The organism is Actinoplanes subtropicus (assembly GCF_000721705.1).
In the GTDB taxonomy this organism is placed as follows: domain Bacteria; phylum Actinomycetota; class Actinomycetes; order Mycobacteriales; family Micromonosporaceae; genus Actinoplanes; species Actinoplanes subtropicus.
This window is the reverse complement of sequence record NZ_JOJL01000018.1, coordinates 35,547-56,072: the sequence shown is the minus strand read 5'-3', so window position 1 is coordinate 56,072 and position 20,526 is coordinate 35,547. Positions and strand designations below refer to the sequence as shown.

Annotated in this window: 19 protein-coding genes; 14 read left to right on the top strand and 5 right to left on the bottom strand. The window is 71.4% G+C overall.

Annotated elements, in window-relative coordinates:
- Positions 1-16: 16 nt before the first annotated feature.
- Both IH26_RS0124235 and IH26_RS0124230 read right to left on the bottom strand, forming a co-directional pair.
- Complete coding sequence (locus IH26_RS0124235; RefSeq protein WP_030438519.1) at positions 17-1,051, bottom strand: DUF4388 domain-containing protein; 1,035 nt, start codon at positions 1,049-1,051, stop codon at positions 17-19.
- Positions 1,052-1,071: 20 nt separating this feature from the next.
- On the bottom strand, positions 1,072-1,419 hold the full coding sequence (locus tag IH26_RS0124230) for a roadblock/LC7 domain-containing protein (RefSeq protein WP_245665460.1): 348 nt from the start codon (positions 1,417-1,419) through the stop codon (positions 1,072-1,074).
- A gap of 361 nt (positions 1,420-1,780) precedes the next feature.
- Here IH26_RS0124230 and IH26_RS0124225 point away from each other — a divergent pair, with 361 nt between their 5' ends.
- Positions 1,781-2,140, top strand: coding sequence for a VOC family protein (locus IH26_RS0124225; RefSeq protein ID WP_030438517.1), 360 nt, complete (start codon positions 1,781-1,783; stop codon positions 2,138-2,140).
- Here the strand turns inward: IH26_RS0124225 and IH26_RS0124220 are convergent.
- A complete protein-coding gene (locus tag IH26_RS0124220) occupies positions 2,134-3,720 on the bottom strand; it encodes a methyl-accepting chemotaxis protein (RefSeq protein ID WP_245665458.1) in 1,587 nt (528 codons plus the stop codon). The two genes, IH26_RS0124225 and IH26_RS0124220, sit on opposite strands and share 7 nt — an antisense overlap.
- Positions 3,721-3,764: 44 nt before the next feature.
- On the opposite strand from IH26_RS0124220, the gene IH26_RS0124215 reads away from it, so the two are divergent.
- The 6 genes from IH26_RS0124215 (at position 3,765) to IH26_RS0124190 (ending at position 10,117) form a co-directional block, all read left to right on the top strand.
- Positions 3,765-4,979, top strand: coding sequence for a deoxyguanosinetriphosphate triphosphohydrolase (locus tag IH26_RS0124215; RefSeq protein ID WP_030438515.1), 1,215 nt, complete (start codon positions 3,765-3,767; stop codon positions 4,977-4,979).
- An 11-nt stretch (positions 4,980-4,990) separates the two neighbouring features.
- Positions 4,991-6,847 (top strand): DNA primase, encoded by a 1,857-nt coding sequence (dnaG, locus tag IH26_RS0124210; RefSeq protein WP_030438514.1) that lies wholly within the window; start codon positions 4,991-4,993, stop codon positions 6,845-6,847.
- Entirely contained in the window at positions 6,844-7,365 is a 522-nt protein-coding gene (locus IH26_RS0124205; protein ID WP_030438513.1) for a hypothetical protein, read from the top strand. The genes dnaG and IH26_RS0124205 overlap by 4 nt, the downstream gene beginning before the upstream one ends.
- A gap of 41 nt (positions 7,366-7,406) precedes the next feature.
- Positions 7,407-8,330, top strand: coding sequence for an ABC transporter ATP-binding protein (locus tag IH26_RS0124200; protein ID WP_030438512.1), 924 nt, complete (start codon positions 7,407-7,409; stop codon positions 8,328-8,330).
- Positions 8,331-8,526: 196 nt separating this feature from the next.
- A complete protein-coding gene (locus IH26_RS0124195; RefSeq protein ID WP_030438511.1) occupies positions 8,527-9,285 on the top strand; it encodes an ABC transporter permease in 759 nt (252 codons plus the stop codon).
- Positions 9,286-9,292: 7 nt separating this feature from the next.
- The gene (locus tag IH26_RS0124190) at positions 9,293-10,117 is read left to right on the top strand and encodes an ABC transporter permease (RefSeq protein ID WP_030438510.1); all 825 of its coding nucleotides are present in this window, start codon (positions 9,293-9,295) and stop codon (positions 10,115-10,117) included.
- A gap of 5 nt (positions 10,118-10,122) precedes the next feature.
- On the opposite strand, the gene IH26_RS0124185 is transcribed toward IH26_RS0124190, so the two are convergent.
- Positions 10,123-11,253: a YihY/virulence factor BrkB family protein gene (locus tag IH26_RS0124185; protein WP_030438509.1), complete on the bottom strand. Its 1,131-nt coding sequence runs from the start codon at positions 11,251-11,253 to the stop codon at positions 10,123-10,125.
- A gap of 533 nt (positions 11,254-11,786) precedes the next feature.
- Here IH26_RS0124185 and IH26_RS0124180 point away from each other — a divergent pair.
- Positions 11,787-12,701, top strand: coding sequence for a sugar phosphate isomerase/epimerase family protein (locus IH26_RS0124180; protein ID WP_030438508.1), 915 nt, complete (start codon positions 11,787-11,789; stop codon positions 12,699-12,701).
- Positions 12,702-12,711: 10 nt separating this feature from the next.
- On the opposite strand, the gene IH26_RS63955 is transcribed toward IH26_RS0124180, so the two are convergent.
- Complete coding sequence (locus tag IH26_RS63955) at positions 12,712-12,843, bottom strand: hypothetical protein (RefSeq protein ID WP_281179774.1); 132 nt, start codon at positions 12,841-12,843, stop codon at positions 12,712-12,714.
- 142 nt (positions 12,844-12,985) lie between these two features.
- Here IH26_RS63955 and IH26_RS0124170 point away from each other — a divergent pair, with 142 nt between their 5' ends.
- The 6 genes from IH26_RS0124170 to IH26_RS0124145 all read left to right on the top strand — a co-directional run bounded on the left by IH26_RS0124170 (position 12,986) and on the right by IH26_RS0124145 (position 20,484).
- Positions 12,986-14,116: a glycosyltransferase gene (locus tag IH26_RS0124170; RefSeq protein WP_245665456.1), complete on the top strand. Its 1,131-nt coding sequence runs from the start codon at positions 12,986-12,988 to the stop codon at positions 14,114-14,116.
- A gap of 27 nt (positions 14,117-14,143) precedes the next feature.
- The gene (locus tag IH26_RS0124165; RefSeq protein WP_063763735.1) at positions 14,144-15,244 is read left to right on the top strand and encodes a glycosyltransferase family 4 protein; all 1,101 of its coding nucleotides are present in this window, start codon (positions 14,144-14,146) and stop codon (positions 15,242-15,244) included.
- 1 nt (position 15,245) lies between these two features.
- Positions 15,246-16,433, top strand: coding sequence for a glycosyltransferase (locus IH26_RS0124160; RefSeq protein WP_063763734.1), 1,188 nt, complete (start codon positions 15,246-15,248; stop codon positions 16,431-16,433).
- Complete coding sequence (locus tag IH26_RS0124155) at positions 16,430-18,013, top strand: hypothetical protein (protein ID WP_157437367.1); 1,584 nt, start codon at positions 16,430-16,432, stop codon at positions 18,011-18,013. The genes IH26_RS0124160 and IH26_RS0124155 overlap by 4 nt, the downstream gene beginning before the upstream one ends.
- Positions 18,010-19,227: a hypothetical protein gene (locus tag IH26_RS0124150; RefSeq protein ID WP_030438503.1), complete on the top strand. Its 1,218-nt coding sequence runs from the start codon at positions 18,010-18,012 to the stop codon at positions 19,225-19,227. The genes IH26_RS0124155 and IH26_RS0124150 overlap by 4 nt, the downstream gene beginning before the upstream one ends.
- Positions 19,228-19,770: 543 nt before the next feature.
- Positions 19,771-20,484 carry a hypothetical protein gene (locus IH26_RS0124145; protein WP_157437366.1) on the top strand — a complete coding sequence of 238 codons (714 nt, stop codon included), beginning with the start codon at positions 19,771-19,773 and terminating at the stop codon, positions 20,482-20,484.
- Positions 20,485-20,526: the final 42 nt, after the last annotated feature.

Genomic DNA, 20,526 nt, shown 5'->3' with positions numbered 1-20,526 from the left:
GTCGGAGGCGCGCGCGTCACCGCAAGGCTCTCAATGCGGTGCGGATGCGTTTGAGCAGGACTTCGTCGGTGCCGGGGTGCGGCGGCGGGGGCTCGGCGGCGACTTCTTTCGGCAGCTTCGCGCCGGGTTTGCGGCGGGCCAGCCGGGGCGGCCGGTACACCGTGCCGTGGGCGCTGGTCTCCTCGGTCAGCGCGGACGGTGCGGGCGCCGGCGCGGGGGGATCGGGGGCAGGGGGACCGGGGGCGGCCGGTCGCATGCCGGAGACCACCGGCACGGTCGGCGAGTCGTCCCGCCGGGGATGGGCCCGGCGGGCGTCCACGGCCGTCCCTCGGGACCGGGGGAGCCGCACGAATTCAGGAGCTTTTCCGCGTACGTCGGGAAGGTCCAGCAAACCCGCGGCCGCGAGCCGGCGCAGCTCCTGGATGGTCGCGAAGCCCGCCTTTCCCAGCAGGAAGGCCAGATCGGCCGGCGTGCGCTGCCCGTCGGCGTGCACCAGCAGCTCCCACTGCGGCGCGGTCAGCGTGATCCGCTCGCGCGGCGGGCGGGCGATCGGCGTGACCACCGCGGTGTCCACCCGCGGGTCCGGGAAGATGTCGTCGAGCATCTTGGCGCGCCGGCGCACCTCCCGGGCGACCGCGGCCGGATCGATGTGCACGACCGGCCCGAGCCAGTGCGTGACGCCGCCGTGGAACTGGACCGGCGCGTCCGGCGGCGCCAGCGCGAAGTACGCCGCGTCGTAGGTCGCGCCGAGCACGCACAGCTCCAGCTCGCCCTGGGTGAGGTGACCGTGCTCGACCAGCATCCGGCCCACCCGGGCGGTGGCGGTGCCCTGGTCGAGCGCGTGCTGCCAGGTGCGCCCGGCCAGCCGGCCGGATGCGGTGAGCAGCTCGCCCACCCCGGGCGCCGCCGCCGACTCGGCGTAGATGATCCGGCCCTCGAGGACGTAGACCGCGCCGCCGGGATGGCCTCCGACCACCAGCGCACCGGTCTGCCGCTCCCCGGCCACCTGCGCTAGCAGGCGTCCCGGAGCGACGGTCGTCGAGGGGGTCACACGGTCTCCGTTCCTTGGGTTCAGGTGGCTACCAGGTCGTCGGCCAGCTTCTGCATGCGATGGCGGGCCACCGCGAGGTTCCCCAGCACCCGATCGAGCCAGACGTAGAGGACCAGCCGGCTGTCGAAGTCGGTCTGCACCGGCCGCAACAGGTGGTATCCGCCGGCGGTCGTGATGATCAGGTCTTCGAGCAGGTCGTGCGGGACGGCCGAGACGAACAGCGAGCGGCTGTTCGCGGCCTGGACCACGTCGGCCGTGCCTGCGGCGGCGGCCTCGTGGTCGTCGTTCGGTGCGGCGCCCGTCGTGGCGACGGGGAAGCCGGTGGTGTAGTCGACGATGCTGGCCCCGACCGCGCCGGGGATCGCCATGGCCTCCTGTAAACAGTGATCAACGCCGGGCACCGTTGTTTCCCCCTGCTTTCTCGCCGTCACCGTGGGCCATCCTGAGGCGGCCGTACGGATCGGGGTCGCACCCCCTGTGCGGCTGCACCGTTACCGGCGCCTGGTCCTTCGGACGGCGTGGAGAACCCGGGCCCCTTCGGGGCTGTGCTGTTACCGGCGCCTGGTCCTTCGGACGGCGTGGAGAACCCGGGCCCCTTCGGGGCTGTGCTGTTACCGACGCCTGGTCCTTCGGACGGCGTGGAGAACCCGGGCCCTTCGGGGCGGAGACGAGTCGCTTCCGCCCAAGGCGCGTAACATGATCGTCACTTTTCGATAAGGAGGCGGCCATATGCCGATCAGCTGGGAACAGGTCGTCGTGGACGCCGACGATCCGCACCGTCTGGCCCGATGGTGGGCCGAGGCGCTCGGGTACGTGATCGTGCACGAGGCGCCGGACGAGGTGGAGATCCGTCGGTCCCCCGGCGAGCTGCCCGGCCTGCTCTTCACCCCGGTTCCCGACCGGAAGACGGCGAAGAACCGGCTGCACCTCGACCTGCGCCCGGACGATCAGGAGGCGGAGGTCGAGCGGCTGGTCGACATGGGGGCCCGCCCGGCCGACATCGGTCAGGGCGACGTGAGCTGGGTCGTGCTCGCCGACCCCGAGGGCAACGAGTTCTGCGTGCTGTCCGCGAAGAAGCCCGGTCAGTAGCGGAAGCGGCTGATCAGCGTCTGGATCTCCCCGGCCGCCGAGCTCACCTGCTCGGCGGAGCCGCGGGTGGTGTTCGCCCCGCCGACGGTCGCGTCCGTCGACCGGGTGATGTTCGAGACCGTGGCCCGGATCTCGGCGGCCGCCGACGACACCTCGCCGACGTTGCGCGACATCAGGTCGGTGGTCGCCGACTGCTCTTCGACCGCGGCCGCGATCGCCCGCTGACCGTCGTCGATCTGCTCGATCACCGCGGTGATCGCCGCGATCGCGTCGGCGGTGCCCGAGGTCATCTCCTGGATCGCCGAGATCTTCGCGGTGATGTCCGCGGTCGCCTGCGCGGTCTCCTGCGCCAGGTCCTTGACCTCGGTGGCGACCACGGCGAAGCCCTTGCCGGCCTCGCCGGCCCGGGCCGCCTCGATCGTCGCGTTCAGCGCCAGCAGGTTCGTCTGCTCGGCGATGTTCGTGATCAGCTGGACGATGTCGCCGACCTCGCGGCTCGCCTCGCTCAGCCGGGCCACCGCCGCCGCCGTCTCCGCCGCGTTCCGGTTGGCCTCGCTGGTGGTCGCCGTCGCCGAGGTCGTCTGCCGGGAGATCTCCCGGATCGACGAGGCCATCTGCTCGGTCGCGCCCATCATGTCGTTCACCATCGACGACACGTTGTGCGCCGCCGAGTCCGCGCTGTGCGCCTGCGCCGAGGTCTGCTCGGCCGAGGTGTCCAACTGGCCGGCCAGCGTCCGCAGGTCCACGCTCGCCGCCGACAGGGTGCCCACGCTCGCCGAGGTCGCCGCCACGGTGTCCCGCAGCGCGCCCATCGCGCCGTTCAGCGCGCCCGCCATCTCGCCGAGCTCGTCCCGGCGCAGCACCGGCACCCGTACGGTCAGATCGCAGCCGGCCGCCGCCCGCAGGCCGGTCAGCATCTCGCGCAGCGGCCGGCGGATCGCCCGCAGCGTCAGCAACCCGGCGAGCACCGTGATGACCGCCCCGGCCAGACCGGCCAGCACGATGATCCAGTCGCTGCTCCGGGCCTTCGCGGTGCCGTTGTCGCTGGCCGCCTTGACCGCCTTGAGCATCGCGTCGTCGAGCGCGCCGAGCTTCTCCTCGAGCTCCGAGTAGATTGCCAGATAGCCCTCGAGCTGCGCCTTGGCCTTGGCGTGATCGGTGCCGGCGGTCTCGACCAGGGACACCGCGGTGTCCGCGTAGACGACCAGGCGGGGACGCACAGCGGCGTATTGCGGCTGCAGGTCGGTCGGGGCCTCGGCGGCCGCCGCGTCGAACATCTCCAGGATCGTCTTGGCGTGTTCGGTGACGTCCTGGACGCCGTACGCCTGGCGCTGCGCGTCGTTGGTCGCGTACATCGCCGACATCACGTCCGCGCGCAGCCCGTCGTGCATCATGTCGGCGTTCCACTGGTCGCTCATGCCGTCGCTGACCCGGGCCATTTCGCGGCCCGCGCTGGCCTGCGCCGACGAGCTGTAGATGGCGAAGCCCACGACCAGGCCCACGGAGAGCAGCCCGGCCACGGCCATGACCACCAGGCGGGCGAGGATCGTGATGCTGCGCGACGGCGAATCGGACTCCACGTCTAGTACATCGGCAAGCGGGACGGGCCGCTTAGGCTGAGATCATGACGGCGTTCGACGCCCAGCGGTGGATACCCGAACCGACCAAGGACAGCGGCTACGGAAGAACCCCATACCAGCGGGACCGGGCCCGGGTGTTGCACTCGGCCGGGTTCCGCCGGCTGGCGGCCAAGACCCAGGTGCACACCGCCGGGTCGGACGATTTCCTGCGTACCCGATTGACCCACTCCCTCGAAGTCGCCCAGATCTCCCGCGAGATGGGCGCCCGGCTCGGCTGCGACCCGGACGTCGTCGACGTCGCCGGGCTCGCCCACGACCTCGGCCACCCGCCCTTCGGCCACAACGGCGAGACCGCCCTCGACCAGGTCGCCCAGCCCTGCGGCGGCTTCGAGGGCAACGCGCAGACCCTGCGCGTGCTGACCCGGCTCGAGGCGAAGGTCCCCGGCGGCGGGCTCAACCTCACCCGCGCCTCCCTCGACGCGTGCAGCAAATACCCCTGGCCCCGCAAACCCGGCACCCGCAAGTTCGGCATCTACGCCGACGACCGGCCGGTCTTCGACTGGATGCGCCCCGGCGACCTCGGCGAGCGCCGCTGCCTCGAGGCCCAGGTGATGGACTGGGCCGACGACGTCGCGTACTCGGTGCACGACGTCGAGGACGGCGTGCACGGCGGCTACCTGACGCTGCGCCCGCTGCTCGACGACCCGGCCGAGCGGGCCGAGCTGTGCGCCGACGTCGCCGCTACCTACTCCGACGAGCCGGCCGACGCGCTCGCCGCCGCCCTCGACCAGTTGCTGGCCGACCCGGCGGTGGCGCCGGTCGCCGATTACGACGGCACCTACTCCGCCCAGGTCACCCTCAAACGGATGACCAGCATCCTGACCGGCCGGTTCGTCGCCTCCGCGGTCGGCGCCACGCAGAGCCGCTTCGGGACCGAGCCGGTCCGCCGGTACGACGCCGACCTCATCGTCCCGCGAACGGTGCGTAACCAGTGCGCGCTGCTGAAGGGCATGGCGTTGCGCTACGTGATGCGGAGTCGGGCGGCGGAAGGCTGGTACGAACAGCAACGGACGATCCTTGTCGAGCTCGTGGACGCTCTCACCCGTACGCCCGAAGGTTTGGACGTGGTTTTTCGGCCCCTGTACGAGATGGCGGAGAGTGACGCCGCGGCACTACGCGTGGTGATCGACCAGGTCGCGTCGCTCACCGACCCGGCCGCGGTGGCCTGGCACCGGACCCTGGTGGCGGCGCGAGCCTGACGCGAGGCAAGATGTCTGCCGTGGCCAGGGTCAAGGACGAGGACATCGCGCTGGTCCGGGACCGGACGTCGATCGCCGACATCATCGGCGAGTCGGTGACGTTGCGGCCCGCGGGCGGCGGCAACCTGAAGGGGCTGTGCCCCTTCCATGACGAGAAGACCCCGTCCTTCACGGTCGCTCCTGCCCGAAATGTCTTCTACTGCCATGGCTGCGGCCAGGGCGGAGACGCGATCAAATTCCTGATGGACGCGGAGCATCTGTCGTTCATCGAGTCGATTGAGCGTCTCGCCTCCCGTGCCGGCATTCAGCTTCGGTACGAGACGGATAATTCCCCGAGCGCGCCGCGGCCGCAGACGGGGCATCGGCAGCGGCTGCTCGCGGCGCATGTGGCGGCGGCCGAGTTCTATCGCGATCAGCTCGGTACGCCGGGGGCGCGGAAGGCCCGCGAGTTTCTCGCCCAGCGCGGATTCGGGCGGGACGCCGCCGAGCGGTACGGGTGCGGGTTCGCGCCCGACTCGTGGGACGCGCTCGCCAAGCACCTGCGGCAGAAGGGTTTCACCGCCGAGGAGCTGAACTCGGCCGGGCTCACCAAGCCGGCCCGGTCGGGGTCGCTGATCGACCGGTTCCGGCGGCGGCTGCTGTGGCCGATCAAGGACCTGACCGGGGACGTGATCGGGTTCGGGGCGCGGAAGCTGTTCGACGACGATGACGGGCCGAAATACCTGAACACGCCCGAGTCGCCGCTGTACAAGAAGTCGCACGTGCTCTACGGCATCGACCAGGCCAAACGGGAGATCGCCAAGCGCGGCCGGGCGGTGATCGTCGAGGGGTACACCGACGTGATGGCCTGTCACGAGGCGGGCGAGCCGACGGCGGTGGCGACCTGCGGCACGGCGTTCGGCGTCGATCACATCGGGGTGCTGCGCCGGCTGCTGATGGACAGCGACAGCTTCACCGGCGAGATCATCTACACCTTCGACGGGGACGCGGCGGGGCAGAAGGCGGCGCTGCGGGCCTTCGAGGAGGACCAGCGGTTCGTCGGGCGCACCTTCATCGCGGTCAGCCCGGACAACATGGACCCGTGCGAGCTGCGGCTGGCCAAGGGCGATCTCGCGGTGCGCGACCTGATCGCCGGGCGGGAGCCGCTGGTCGACTTCGCGCTGCGGCACACGATCGCGCGCTTCGATCTGGACACGGTCGAGGGGCGGGTCGAGGCGATGCGCCGGGCCGCGCCGCTGGTTGCCAAGATCAAGGACAGGGAAAAGCGGCCGGAGTACGCGCGGAAGCTCGCCGGCGACCTCGGGATGGATCTGGAACCGGTGCAGCGTGCGGTGAACGCGGCCCTGCGCGGCTCCACGCCGGCGGAGGCGGCACCGGTCGCCCGGGCCGCGGAGGCGCCGCAGCGGCAGGTCGAGCGGGAGTCGCTGAAGCTGGCCCTGCAGGAGCCGGTGCTGGCCGGGCCGATGTTCGACACGGTCGGCCCGGAGAACTACGGCGACGGGGTGTACCAGGCGATCCGTACGGCCATCCAGGAGGCCGGCGGGGTGCAGTCGGTCTCGGCCGGCGGGGTGGTGTGGATCGAGAAGGTACGCGACTCCTGCGACGACCTGGCCGGCAAGGGCCTGATCTCGGAGCTGTCGGTGGAGCCGCTGCACGTGGACGGCATGGTCGACCCGCGGTATGTGCAGATCACCCTGGCCCGGCTGCAGATGGGTTCGGTGACCACCCGGATTCGTGATCTCAAATCGAAGGTGCAGCGGGTGAACCCGGTGGCGTACAAGGATGAGTACCTGGCGCTGGCCGGGGAGCTCTTCTCGCTGGAACAGCAGGCACGCGCGTTGCGCGAACAGGCGGCAGGTGGATTGTGAGTTTTCTTCGGCGGCGGCCCAAGCTGCCCGCGGCGTTGAAGCCCGCCCTCGAGCCGGAGGAGCGGGTCCTGACCTGGGCGCCGGTCGACGGGGACAAGGCGCTGGTGGCCACCAATCTCGGGCTGTGGCTGCCCGGCGGTAAGCGGCTGGGCTGGCACGAGATCCACAAGGCGGCGTGGTCGGGGCGGGAGCTGCGGATCATCCCGTCCGAGGTGGCCGAGGAGCGCGACGAGTACGCCGTGCTGGTGGACGCCCCGGTGATCGGGTTCCTGCTGCTCGAGCCGGGTGAGCTGCCCGATCAGGTGCGCACGCGGGTGACGAAGTCGGTGGCGTACACGTCGCATCACCCGCTGAACGCGGGCGGGGTGCGGGTGGTCGGTCGCCGTGCGCCGGGCAAGAACGGCCTGACCTGGTCGGTGCGGTACGACTCGGGCACGCCGGTGAAGCTTCCGGCGGTCGTCGAGCTGACCGGCGAGCTGGTTTCCGCGGCTCAGGGTGCGACGGCGCCGCCCGAGTAACTCGGAGGTTTTTGTCGTACCCGCCACCTAGGGTCGGCGGCGTGGACAAGCTCATTCACGCTCATGGTCTGATCAAGCGGTTCGGCGATTTCACCGCGGTCGACGGCATCGATGTCGAGGTGCGCCGGGGTGAGGCATTCGGGTTCCTCGGGCCCAACGGCGCCGGCAAGAGCTCGACCATGCGCATGATCGGGTGTGTGTCCCCGCCTACCGGCGGCGTACTGAAGATCCTCGGTCTTGATCCGCGGCGGGACGGTCCGAAGATTCGGGCGCGGCTCGGTGTGTGCCCCCAGCTGGACAATTTGGATATCGAGCTGACCGTACGGGAAAACCTGACGACCTACGCCCGGTTCTTCGGCATCCCGCGGAAGGTGGCCCGCCGCCGGGCCGACGAGCTGCTGGAGTTCGTGCAGCTGGCCGAGCGCGCCGACAGCAAGGTCGAGCCCCTGTCCGGCGGTATGAAACGGCGGCTGACGATCGCCCGCGCGCTGGTGAACGAGCCGGAGATGGTGCTGCTCGACGAGCCGACCACCGGCCTCGACCCGCAGGCCCGGCACCTGGTGTGGGAGCGGCTGTTCCGGCTCAAGCAGCAGGGCGTGACGCTGGTGCTGACCACCCACTACATGGACGAGGCCGAGCAGTTGTGCGATCGGCTGGTGGTGATGGATGGCGGGCGGATCGCCGCCGAGGGCTCACCGCGCGAGCTGATCGAGCGGTATTCGACGCGCGAGGTGGTCGAGTTGCGGTTCGCGGCCGAGTCCCAGGAGCCGTATGCGGAGAAGCTGGCCGGCCTGGGCGAGCGGCTGGAGGTGCTGCCCGACCGGGTCCTGCTCTACGTCGACGACGGCGACGAGGCGACGGCCGAGGTGCAGCGGCGGTCGCTGATGCCGGCCAGCGTGCTGGTCCGTCGCAGCAGCCTGGAGGACGTCTTCCTGCACCTCACCGGCCGGACGTTGGTGGACTGATGACGGCGCGTGTTTTGGGGCTTGGCACGACACTCCCGCCCCGGGCGAGGCCCGGAGCGGGAGGACGACAGGGCCGAGGCCCCCTCGGGTTCGGACACCCTAACCGCCGACTCGGAAGGTTTGCCGCCATGATGTCCGAAACTAACGTTAACTCAGTCGTGACCATGGGTCCACCGCACGCGATCGGCGGGCCGCGATGACCGCCGGGGCCTACGTCTTCGAGTACTACCTGGTCAACTACCGCCGCACGTGGCGGGCCAGCGCACTGTCCACCCTGGTCATGCCGCTGTTGACCATGGTCGGGTTCGGCCTCGGCGTCGGCGCGTACGTGACCGGCGGGGTGGCGGGCGTGCCCTATCTCGACTGGATCGTGCCCGGCCTGATCGCGTCGACCGCGGTGCAGACCGCGATCGGCGAGTCGCTCTGGCCGGTGTTCGGCAACTTCGAGTGGCTGAAGGTGTATTTCGCGCAGGCCGCGGCGCCGCTGCGGGTGGCCGACATCCTCGGCGGCCACCTGGCGTACATGTTGTTCCGCATCGTGGTCAGCGCGGCCGTGTTCCTCGGCGTCGGGGTGCTGTTCGGCGCGGTCGGCTCGTGGTGGGCGCCGCTCGCGGTGCCGGTGGCGGCGCTGGCCGGGCTGGCGGTGGCGGCGCCGACGGTGGCGTACAGCGCGACCGTCGGCAGCGAGAGCTACCTGCCGATCCTGCTGCGCTTCGCGGTGCTGCCGATGTCGCTGTTCTCCGGGGTGTTCTTCCCGGTCGAGTCGCTGCCCGTCCTGCTGCGCTGGGTCGCCTGGCTGCTGCCGCTGTGGCACGGCGTCGAGCTGTGCCGGGACGCGATGCTCGGCCGGGCGCCCGGCCTGATCGGCCTGTGGCACGCGATCTATCTGCTGGCCTGGTGCGTGTTGGGCTGGCGGCTGGCCCATTCCCGGTTCCGCCGACGGTTGGTGATCTGAGATGCCGATGGTCAGTCTGGTCCTGCCCCGGCTTGCCTCTTGGAAAGGCACTGTGTTCGAGGGGAGTGGGCGGCGCGCGGCGTCGGTGACCGAGCGGAACATCAGCTGCCTGCGATCGATGTACTGGGTGGTGATGATCTCCGGGTTCGTGGAGCCGGTGCTGTACCTGTTCTCGATCGGGATCGGCGTGGGCGCGCTGATCGGCGACCTGCGGCTGCCCGACGGCCGCCTGGTGGGGTATGCGGAGTTCGTCGCGCCGGCCATGCTCGCCTCGGCCGCGATGACCGGGGCGCTGTCCGAGACCACGTTCAACTTCTTCGGCAAGATGAAGTTCATGCGCCTGTACGAGGGCATGCTCGCGACGCCGATCCGGCCGATCGAGATCGCCCTCGGGGAGCTGGCCTGGGCGATGGTGCGCGGGGTGCTCTACTCGGCCGCGTTCCTGGTCATCATGGTGGCGCTCGACCTCACGACGGCGATGCGGGCGCTCGCCATGCTGCCGGCGACGGTCCTGGTCGGGTTCGCGTTCGGCGCGCTCGGCATGGCCACCTCGACGGTGATCCGCAGCTGGCAGGATTTCGACCTGATCGCGTCCGCGCAGTTCGCGCTGTTCCTGTTCTCCGGCACGTTCGTGCCGCCGGGCCACTACCCGGCGCCGGTGCGCTGGCTGATCGAGGTGACCCCGCTGTACCGCTCGGTCGACCTGACCCGGGCGCTGAGCCTCGGCCCAGTCGGCCCGCGCCAGTTGGTCGACGTGCTCTACCTGCTGGCGCTGCTCGCAGTCGGTCTCACGCTGGCCGGCCGGCGGATGGGGAAGATGCTGTGCAAGTGATCGGGTCAGTCGACGGTGAGGCCCTTCTCGCTGCCCTTCTTGAGCTTCCGGGAGTCGCGCAGCTCGAGGAACGGCTCGTCGGAGGGGTCGTGGCCGGCCGCGATCGCCCGGCCGCGTTCCAGCTCCGCGTCGAGTTCGGCGCCGAGCAGGATCGCGATGTTGGAGATCCACAGCCAGACCAGGAAGGCGATGACCCCGCCGAGCGTGCCGTAGGTCTTGTTGTAGTTGGCGAAGTTGGCCAGGTAGATCGCGAAGGCGGCCGAGGCGGCCAGCCACAGCACCACCGCGAAGATCCCGCCCGGGCTGACCCAGCGGAAACCACCGGTCTTCGCGTTCGGCGAGGCCCAGTAGAGGATCGCGAACATCAGGCTGATCAGGATCACCAGCACCGGCCACTTGGCGATGTTCCAGGTGGTGACCGCGACCCCGCCGAAACCGAGCTTCTCACCGACCACCTGGGCCAGGCTGCCGGTGAAGACCACGATGAAGGCCGACACGATCAGCATCAGGCCGACCACCGCGGTGACGCCGACCCGGATCGGCAGCGTCTTCCAGATCGGCCGGCCCTCCGGCACGTCGTAGACGGCATTCGAGGCGCGCATGAACGCCGCGATGTAACCGGAAGCCGACCAGAACGCGACCACGATGCCCAGGATCGCCGCGAAACTTGCCTTGCCCGAGCCCTGGACCTGGCCGAGCACGGTGCCGGTCAGGTCCTGGATCTGCTTGTTCCCGGTCAGATCCTTGATCGTGTCCGTGACGGTCTGCTGGCCGTTCTTGTTGAGGAACCCGAGGAGCGACACCAGCACCAGCGCGGCCGGGAAGATCGACAGGATGCCGTAGTAGGTGAGCGCGGCCGCCCAGTCGGAGATGTTGTCCTCGGAGTACTGCTTGAAGGTCCGCCGGACCGCGGCGAAGATCCCCCGCGGCCGCAGCTGTGACGGTCTGCTCGGACCGGCCGACGGCGGGATCGTCTCGCCGATCTCGTTGGCGTCGGCACCGGTCCGGGTGGTGGCCGCCGCCGCGAGGTCGAAGTCCTCGGCGCCGCGAGCGCGCGCGTGGGCGGCTTCCGGTGAGTCTTGCGGGGCGACGGTGGCGGTCTTCGACTCGTCGTCGTCGTGATGACCGAGTTTCATCGCGGCTCTCCTCGGACGGGGCTTTTCCGAAGAATGCCCTCCACCTGGAGGTTTCTAACGTCGGGTCGGCGAGCGGGCGGCCGGGCCGCGCGCCGGCGGCGCCGGCCCGCGGCTCGGCGCGGCCGGCAGCGGGGCGCCGGCATGCGCTCGCACGGGTGAGCGTCGCGTGCGTGTCCGAAAGTGCATATGGCGCACATAGATAGCGCTCTTCGGAGCCTGGCGCGGCCACCCGAACGCGTACCTACCGGCAGGTCACCCTGGCCGCACATATCCACGAAGGACGATGATTGAGGCGGCCCCGGATCATGTTCGTGCGGGTCACAACGTCGCACGGCGCGTACGCCGCTGATCCTGTGGACACATGACGCTCGTATCCGAGGTCAGGTCGACCCCACGGATGGAGGCGTCATGGCAACCCGCCGGACCGGATCGCGCACGTCGATCGACGCGCGTGACATGGTCCATACTGGACGCCCTAGCACGCGCCGATGCACGTGCAGATGCACCGGCTCACACGCCCGGGGAGGACTCTGATGCGGCTGAGACATCCTTCCGGCCGGATCGTGCACCTCAGCTGTGCGGTCGCACGACCCGAGAGCAATCTACCTGGCATCGTCGGGCAGCTCGACACGTACGGTGCCGTCCGGGCCCGTCTGGGCGTGGACGCGCTCGGTGTGAACCTCTGGCTTTCCCCCGCGCTCGCCGCCACCCTGGCCGTCGAGAGCCGCGCCCGCACCCGGCTTCGTGCCGAGCTCGACGCCCGCCGCCTCGAGGTCGTTACGTTGAGCGGCGCGCCCTTCGGCGAGGGTGGCGGCGAGCTCACCCCCGCGTGGACCGAGCCCGCCCGCCGCGAGTACACCCTGGACCTCGCCCGCATCCTGCTCGACCTGCTCGACGAGGACGCCGTGCGCGGCGCGGTCGGCAGCATCGGCCTCGGCCCGCGGGCCGGCTGGGCCGAGGCCGAGGAGAAGGCGAGCGCCGGCATCCTGCGCCGCCTCTCCGCCGGGCTGGCCGACCTCGCCTGGCAGAACGGGCGGGCCATCCGGGTCGGCTTCCAGCCCGAGCCCGGCTGCGTGCTGGACACCCCCGAGCAGACCGTCGCCGCGCTCAGCCGCATCGACAAGGAGCGGCTCGGCGTCTGCCTCGACCTCGGTCACGTGGCGCGCACGTGGCCCGAACCGGCCGCCGGCATCGAGTCGCTCACCGACGCCGGGCTGTCCATCATCGAGGTACGGCTCGCCGCGGTGCCGGGCGGGACGACCGAGGCGTGGCGGTCCGCGCTGCGGCACGTGTTCGGGGCCGGCGGCCCTCTCACCGAGTACCTGACACTGCGGTCCCGGGTGTCCGACCCCGGGCCGGACCAGGTGGCCGGGGACCTTGCGTACCTCCTGGCGGAGCTGGCCGCCCTCGGCCTGGCACCCGAGAACGAGCCTTGCCCCGCTCATTAGCCGGCGTCGCCTACGGCGCCGCGGGCCGCCCTGTGACAGCGGGTCCACAGAAATGACGGAGGTCGTTGCCGATCTCGAAGTCCCAGGCGTCGATGCCCAGGTCGTAGTACAGCTCGCCGGCCGCCGAGTAGATCGATGTCACATCATCGGTGCTTCCCGCCGGTCCGTCGCCGGGTTGACAACGGTGAACGTGAACGGCTTTATTGATCCGGCCATCGTGTTGGCCGGCAAAACGGGGAGAAAGACATGCAGTGGGATGGGCTGTGCCGTGCGGGTGATGTGGCGTGACGCTGCCCGACCGGACCGCGTGGTTGCCGCGGCTTCCCCTGCTCGCCGATCGCTCGGTCGCGATGGTGCACGAGTGGTTCGGCGCCACCGGCGGCTCCGAGGCCGTCTTCCTGGCCATCGCCGACCTGCTGCCGCATGCCGAACGCCTGGTCCTCTGGGCGGACGAGGGCGTGCAGACCGATCGGCTGCGGCTGAGCCAGTCCTGGCTGGCCCGCACCCCGCTGAAGCAGAGCAAGGCCCTCGCCCTGCCGGCCATGCCGCTGGTCTGGCGCACCTTGACGAACCAGAAGTTCGACGTGGTCATCTCGTCGAGCCACGCCTTCGCGCACACGGTCAAACTGGGTGATCCCGAGCAGACCCGGCATCTGAGTTACATCCACTCGCCGGCCCGCTACGTGTGGAGCCCCGACTTCGACGGGCGGGGCTCGCACCCGCTGCTCAAGGTGCCGCGCAAGGTGCTCCAGTCGGCCGACATCCGGCTGAGCCGGCACGTGCACGCGTACGCGGCGAACTCCCGCGAGGTGCAGGGCCGGATCAAGCGGTTCTGGGGCCGGGACGCCGTAGTGATCAACCCGCCGGTCGACACCTATTACTTCGCGGACGCGCCGGCGGCCGACCGGTCGCAGCCGCGCGACTACCTGCTGGGCATCGGGCGCTGGATCCCGTACAAGAACTTCGACCTGATGATCGAGATCGCCGACGCGGCCGGCCTGCCCCTGGTGATCGCCGGCTCCGGGCCGGAGGAGGAGCGGCTGCGCAAGCTCGCCGCCGGCGCCCGGGTGCCGATCCATTTCGAGGTACGCCCGGAGCGCGCCCGCCTGCGACAGCTGTACTGGGGCGCCCGGGCCCTGCTCTTCCCGGCCCACGAGGACTTCGGCATCATCCCGGTCGAGGCGCAGGCGTGCGGCACGCCGGTGCTCGGCCTGCGCCGCGGCGGCCTGCTCGAGACGGTCGTCGACGGCGAGACCGGCTTCCTGGTCGACTCCCGCGAGCCGGGACCGTACGCGGCCGCGGTCCGCCGGCTCGGCGAGCTCTCCCCGCGGCGTATTCAGGAGCACGCGGCCACCTTCTCGGCCGACCAGTTCGCCATCCAGATCGCCCAGTGGATCGACCATGCGGTCCGCTGAGCGGCGCCTTTCGCCCGGGGGAGCACGGTGACCAGCACGATCGTCGACTGCAGCGGGGTGGGCGCGGGCGGGATCACCCGCGTTCTCAGCGAGGTGGTGCGCTATTGGCCGGCCGGCCGGCCGCTCCGGATAGTTGCCGCGCCGTCCGGCTGGACCCCGCCGAACGACCGGTCGACCGAGGTCGACGTGCTCAGCAGCCAGGATCACGGCCGGGTCGGCACGATCGCCGCGGCCACCGAGACGCTTCGCCGCGCCACCGGGCGGACGGCCATGGACACCCGCGTGCTGTCGCTCAGCCCCTCATTGGCGATCCGCGGCAGCCGGCTGCCGGTCACCACGATCGTGCACGATCTGGCGTTCAAGCTGTGGCCGCACGACCTGTCGGCGTCGGTCAAGCAGTACCGGCGGCTCAGCTACGGCACCGCGATCGGGCGGTCGGCGCGGTTGCTGTGCGTGTCCGCGCGTACCCGGCACGACCTGCTCGGCATCTACGACGTGTCGTATTCGCGCACCTCGGTGTGGCACCCGGGCAGCGACCTGAGCGTGGCGCCCGGCGCACTGCCCGAGCCGATCGCCGCCGTCCGGCATCGCGGTGGCCGGTACCTGGTCGTTGCCGGGCACGCCGCGCACAAGGGCGTCGAACTCGCCATCGAGGCGGTCGCCCAGCTGTCCGCGTACCACCTCGTGGTGCTGACCGGCGGGCAACCGGCCGAGGAGTTCCGCCGGGTGGCGGCGGAGTCCGCCGCCGCGCCGCGGGTGCTGTTCCTGGACCGGCTGGGCGACGGCGAATACGCGGCGACCGTGGCCGGCGCGGACGCCTTCCTGATGCCGAGCCACTTCGAGGGCTACGGGCTGCCCGCGGCCGAGGCACTGCGGCTCGGCACGCCGACGGTCATCTCGCCGGACCCGGCCCTGCTGGAGGCCACCGGCGGCGCGGCCGTGCGGATGGACAGCTGGACCGGGGACGCGATGATCCGCGCCCTGCGCCAGGTGGAGGCCGGCGCCCTGCCGCCCGCCACGACAGCGCCGGGCGGGCGTTCCTGGCGGGCCGCCACCGAGCATCTTTTTGCCCTGTTAACCTCTGACGCCGGTGCGGGCCAGACCATGGCGGCACGGCAGGGAGGTTGACGTGCGGATCGCCATGGTGCACTCGTCGTTCGCTATTCGCGGCGGCGCCGAACAGTATGTCCGGGACCTCACCGGCGCGTTGCGCGGCCGTGGGCACGACGTCCAGGTCTTCAGCCGGGACTCCGTGCACGCCGACCCGGCCGATCGGGCGGTGCATGCCCGGGTGAGCGATCGGCTCGGCGGCCGTTCGAACGCGCTGCGCAAGGCGTTCACCCACCTCGGTGACGTCGCCGACCCCACCGGGCTGAGCCTCTCCGACATCCGGGCGTTCGCGCCCGACCTCGTGCATGTGCACAACTGGCAGGGCCTCGGCGCGCTGCCGCTGGCCCGGTTGGCCCGTGCGTACCCGATTTGCCATACCGTGCACGACTACGCGCTCGCCGATCCGAACAACGCGCTGGCCAACCGGGGCCGTTCCACCGCCCTGGACGCCGCATTGCAACTCCGCTCGGCGTGGCTCGTCGGCCGGTTCCGCCGGGTCACCCTGCTTTGGCCGGCCGAGCGCACCCGCGAGATCGTCGAGCGGCACGTGCCGGCCGCCCGGGGCCTGCCCGGGCGGGTTGTGCCGCTGGCGGTGCCGGAGGAGGGCCCGCCACCGGTCTGGCGGCGCGGGCACACCGGCACGTTCCTGTTCCTCGGCGCGCTCAGCCCGCACAAGGGTGTCGACCTGATGCTGGACGCCTGGCGGTCAGCGGCCGCCCTGGCGCCGCCCGGCGCCCGGCTGCTGGTGGCCGGCGACGGCCCGCTGCGTGACCTGCTCGCCGCCACCGCCCGGGACGTGCCCTCGGTGCGCCCACTCGGCTTCCTCGACGCGGCCGGCAAGCAGGCCGCTCTCCAGGAGGCTGGGTGGCTGCTGTTTCCCAGCCAGTGGGCGGAGAACTTCCCGATCTCCTGCGTGGAGACCCTGCGTGCCGGTCGCCCCATTCTCGCCAGCACCGTCGCTCGCCCACCGATGGCGTCCGACGGCGCGTTGCTCACCTTCGACGGCCGCGAGGATCTCGTCGCCGTCCTGCGCCGCGCCATGACCATGCCGCCTCCGGAGTACGACCGGATGGCCGGCGTCGCCGCCGCCGACGGCCGGGCATTGAGCTGGGAGGCACACGTCAGCGCGATCGAGCGGGCATATGCCGAGGTGGCCGCGGACACCGTGGCCGGACCGCCCGCCGCGCCGGACGCATCGCAGCGATGACTCGCCGTGCCGCGCGGCCGCCCGGCGCTCACCGGTGGCGGATCCCGCGCTGGGCCGTCGTGCGCTGGGCGCTCGTCATGGCCGCCGCCGTCGTCGTCGCGGTGCCGCTGGCCGCTCTCCTGGGCCTGCCGCCGCTGCTTCCGGTCGTGCTGGCCGGGCTCGGCGTGGCCGCGGTGCGTCCGCTGGCGGGCATGACGTACGTCCTGGTCGTGCTGATGGCGCCGCTCGGTCTCTGGATGATCCACGTCGACGAGCTGATGAGCCACACGTTCGGCGGCCGGGAGTACGCGCTCAGCCTGTCATCGTCGGTCGTGGCGGTCTCGCTCATGTGCCGCGCACTGATCCGCCGCCCGCCCTCCCGGCAACAGCTGGCCTGGGCGGTTCCCGCGGTCCTGATCTTCGGCGTCTGGGTCCTGATCGGCGTGGCGAACCACGGCCTCGCGCAGACCGCGGCCGGCGCTCGCATCACCGTGCTACCGGTGGTCCTGCTCCTGGTGTTCGCCGGGTTGCCGGTCCGTGATCTGCATCGGTTGCTCACCGTGACCGCATGGCTGGTGATCGGGAACGGGGTCGCGGCGGTCGTCGAGTACGCGTTGGGTCCGGCCCGGCTCGTGGCGTTCGGCTTTCAAGAGGGGCGGGCCGTCCGGCTGATCGGCGACACGTTCCGGGCCTCCGGACTCACCGAGGTCAACGCCGAACTCGGCCTGCTCGCCGGCGCGTTCCTGCTCGGGTACGCCGCGCTGTTCCTGGTACGGACCCTGCGCCCGCGGCACGTCGTCTGGCACGTCGCGGCCGGTGCGGCCGTGGTGTGTCTGGCACTGAGCACCAGCCGCTCCGGGGCGCTGCTGCTGGCCGGCGGCCTGGTCGCCGCGGTCGTTCTCAACCGGGGCGGCGACCAGGCCGCCCGCCGGCGGGCCCGCCTCCTCGGCATCGGCGTGGTGGTGCTGGTCGTCGGCGGCTTCGCGGCGGTCGGCGCCACCGATTCGGACAGCCTGTTCGAGCGCTTCACCGTGTGGGGGAGGCTGATCGCCCACGGCGCGCCGTGGTACGGGCTGGGCGTCGGCGGTGTCGGCGCGGCCACCTATTCGCGGGCGGCCGACTCCCCGCAGGTGTTCGTCGACAACTACTTCGTCAGCGTCGTCCTGCAGTTCGGCTATCTGGTTGCCGCCGTGGTGGCCGGTCTGGTCGTCTGGGGCTTGTTCCGGCTGTGGCGCCGGACGCGTGACCGGCCGCACTACGTGGTGTATGTCGCGGCGCTGTCCGGTCTGGTCTGCGGCGCTCTCATGATCGAGGTCTGGGAGTACGGCGACGCCATGGCGTGCCTGGCGCTGTTTCTCGCCTACTCTGCCCGGCGGCCGGAGGAGCTCCCCGGCCCCGATGCGGGGGCGGAGCGGCCGGCGATGTCTCCGCCCGGCCCCGCTCGGGCCTGGGATCCCGCGCTCGAGGAGACGGTGCGCCTGCAACCGGGCTCCGCCGCGGAGACCGTGGTGATGAACCGGCCGACCGTCGACGACACGGTCATTCTGTTGAACCCCGGGCCGACGGTGGACCGGAATGCACGAGAGCGCCATTACCGATGACCCATTTGTTGCGCGTCGCGCGCAAACTGCAAGGCTCGCAGCTATCCGTGCAGGCGCTGTCGCGGCTCGCCAGCGTCTGCCTGTTCCTGCTGGCATCCTGGGCGGACGGCAGCCGGCTGCCCCTGGTCGCGCTGCAAGGCGCGCTGCTCGCCCTGCCGTTCACTCTGATGGAGTCGTTGATCGGCCGTCCCATCTCGGCCGGTCTGCTACCGCGGCACTGGGACGTCGAGTCGTGGGCGCGCCGGGCGGCCGCCGCCAGCATCCCGCCGGTCGCGGTGATCGGCTGCGTCTCGGCCGCGGTGGCACTTCCCGGGGTGACCTGGACGGACCGCCTGCTCATGCTCACCCCCGTGCTGCTGCAACTGCCGCTCGAAGGGGCGTTCTGGGCGATGGCACACACCCGGACGACGTCCCGGGCCAACCTGATCCCGCAGGTGGTGGCCGCCGGAACGATCGTCTGTGGTCTCGTGTTCGCCCTGGCCGGCGTCCGGGTCGACATCGCCGCCGTGCCCGGCCAGGTGGCCGTGCTCGCCTGGCTGTTGGCGACCCGCAAGCGGCTGACCGCGGGCGCGGTTCGACCCGGCTACTGGGCGAGCGTGCGGGTGGGCGCGGCGTACTTCGTCACGGCCTCGGTCGACCTCGCCTATTCGGTGGCGCTGCCGTCGGTGGCCGGCGCGCTGGCCGGTCCCGAGGCGGTGATCGTCCTTCGCGCCATGGACCTGGCGTTCGGCCCGTTCCACGTGACGCTGTCGGCTACCACCCGCGAGGACGTCGTCCTCGGCCGCAAGACCCGCTGGATCAATCCGACCCGCCTGCTGACGGTGGCCGGCTGGGCGTTCGTCTCGGCGATCGTCCTGTTCCTGCCGTGGGTTCGTGGTCTGCTGGCCGACGATCTCCGCAGGCTGGGCTTTCTCGCGCTGGCCGCCTTCTGTGCGTACAAGGGCCTGCTGATGTTCTCCACGTGGTTGTCGGTCCGGCACATGATCTGGGCCCCCCCGCGGCGCTACGTGGTGTCCGGCATCGGCTCCCGGGTGATCGCCCTCGGCGGCCTGGCCGTCTCGGTCTTCTGGGTGGACCGGACGGAGCAGTTGTTCGTGCAACTCCTGATCTGCGAGGCCCTGGTGGTGGCGTGGTTCGCCCACCGCATCGCCCGTACGGCCGCGACCCCGGCAGCCGTCCCGCTGACCGAAGGCACGTCGGTCGGCGCGTCCTGAGCGAGGGACCGCCGGGCACGGCGGGCCGGGTGTCGTACCGCGGACAGCCGCCCTGGTCGGAGGCGGAGCAGGGGTCGATGATCATGGCTGCCCGCTGATACTCTGCGCCACGTGATTGATGAGGTACCCCAGGAGCCGGCTGATCGAGCGCAAGGCGGATGGCCGGAACAGGGGTCGTACCCCACTCCGCCGCCACCCGCGTCAGGTCAATGGACCGCGCCTTCCCAGACCGGCGCCGCGCAGCCGCAGCAGCACCCGGGGCAGCCGTGGAGTCCGCAGCCCGGCCAGGGCCCGGGCCCGTATCAGGGCGGCCTGCCCGGCCCGTATCAGGACACCGCTCCGCCGACCCGACAGTGGTCGGTGCCGCCCGAGCAGCAGGCGTGGTCCGGCGCCCCATCGTCCGGATCACCGGCCTGGTCCGGCGCCCCGTCGTCCGGATCGCCGGCCTGGTCCGCAGCGCCGTCGTCCGGGTCGCCGGCCTCCGCCGCGCCGGCCCCGTCGTGGCAGTCGGCGCAGCCGCAGGTGGACGCGTGGGGATTGCCGGTGACGCGTCCGTCGGAGGGCGACCGGGCGCTGGACGGCCGGCGGATCGTTCCGTCGCCGCCGTCGAAGAGCCGTGGTCGCGTCGTGGGGCTGCTCGCCGGCGTCGTGGTCGCCGTGCTGGCCGCCGGCGTGGGTGGCTACTTCATCGGTCATTCCGCCGGCGGCGCCGCACCTTCGCACAAGCCGAGCTCCGCCCCCAAGACGGATGACCTGAACGCTCTTCCGCCGTACGAGGCGAGCCAGCTGGCGATCAACCGGGCCAAGCTTGACGGCGAGCTCTCCGCGCTGGCCCAGCCCTGGCTCGGATCCGTGGGCGCGTGCGCCGTGAACGGCGAGCCGGACGGCCCGAAATTGGGCGTCGACGAGAGCAAGCACGTCTTCTGCCGGTACTACGCGGTCTCGCTGCACTTCGTCGAGTTCAAGTCGGCGGCCCAGAAAGACAGCGCTCGCGCGTGGCGGGCGCAGCTGAACCTCAGCAGCGACGGCATCGCTCCCGGCATCGAGCCGGCCTCACGGCAGACGGGCGGAGTGAGCAAGGCCCCGGGCAAGTACGTCGAGTACGCGTACCGCGACGGCACCGGGCGGGCGCTCTGCGGCATCTGGTGGGACCGGGACGACTCGGTCGGCAGCGCCCTGATGATGGAGACCCTCTGCGAGGAGGGCCTCGGCGGCAAGTGGGACCCGCTGCGTGACCTCTGGCAGCGGCACAGCTGATCCGTGCACGAAGGCGGCGGCACCCGGAGGACCGGATGCCGC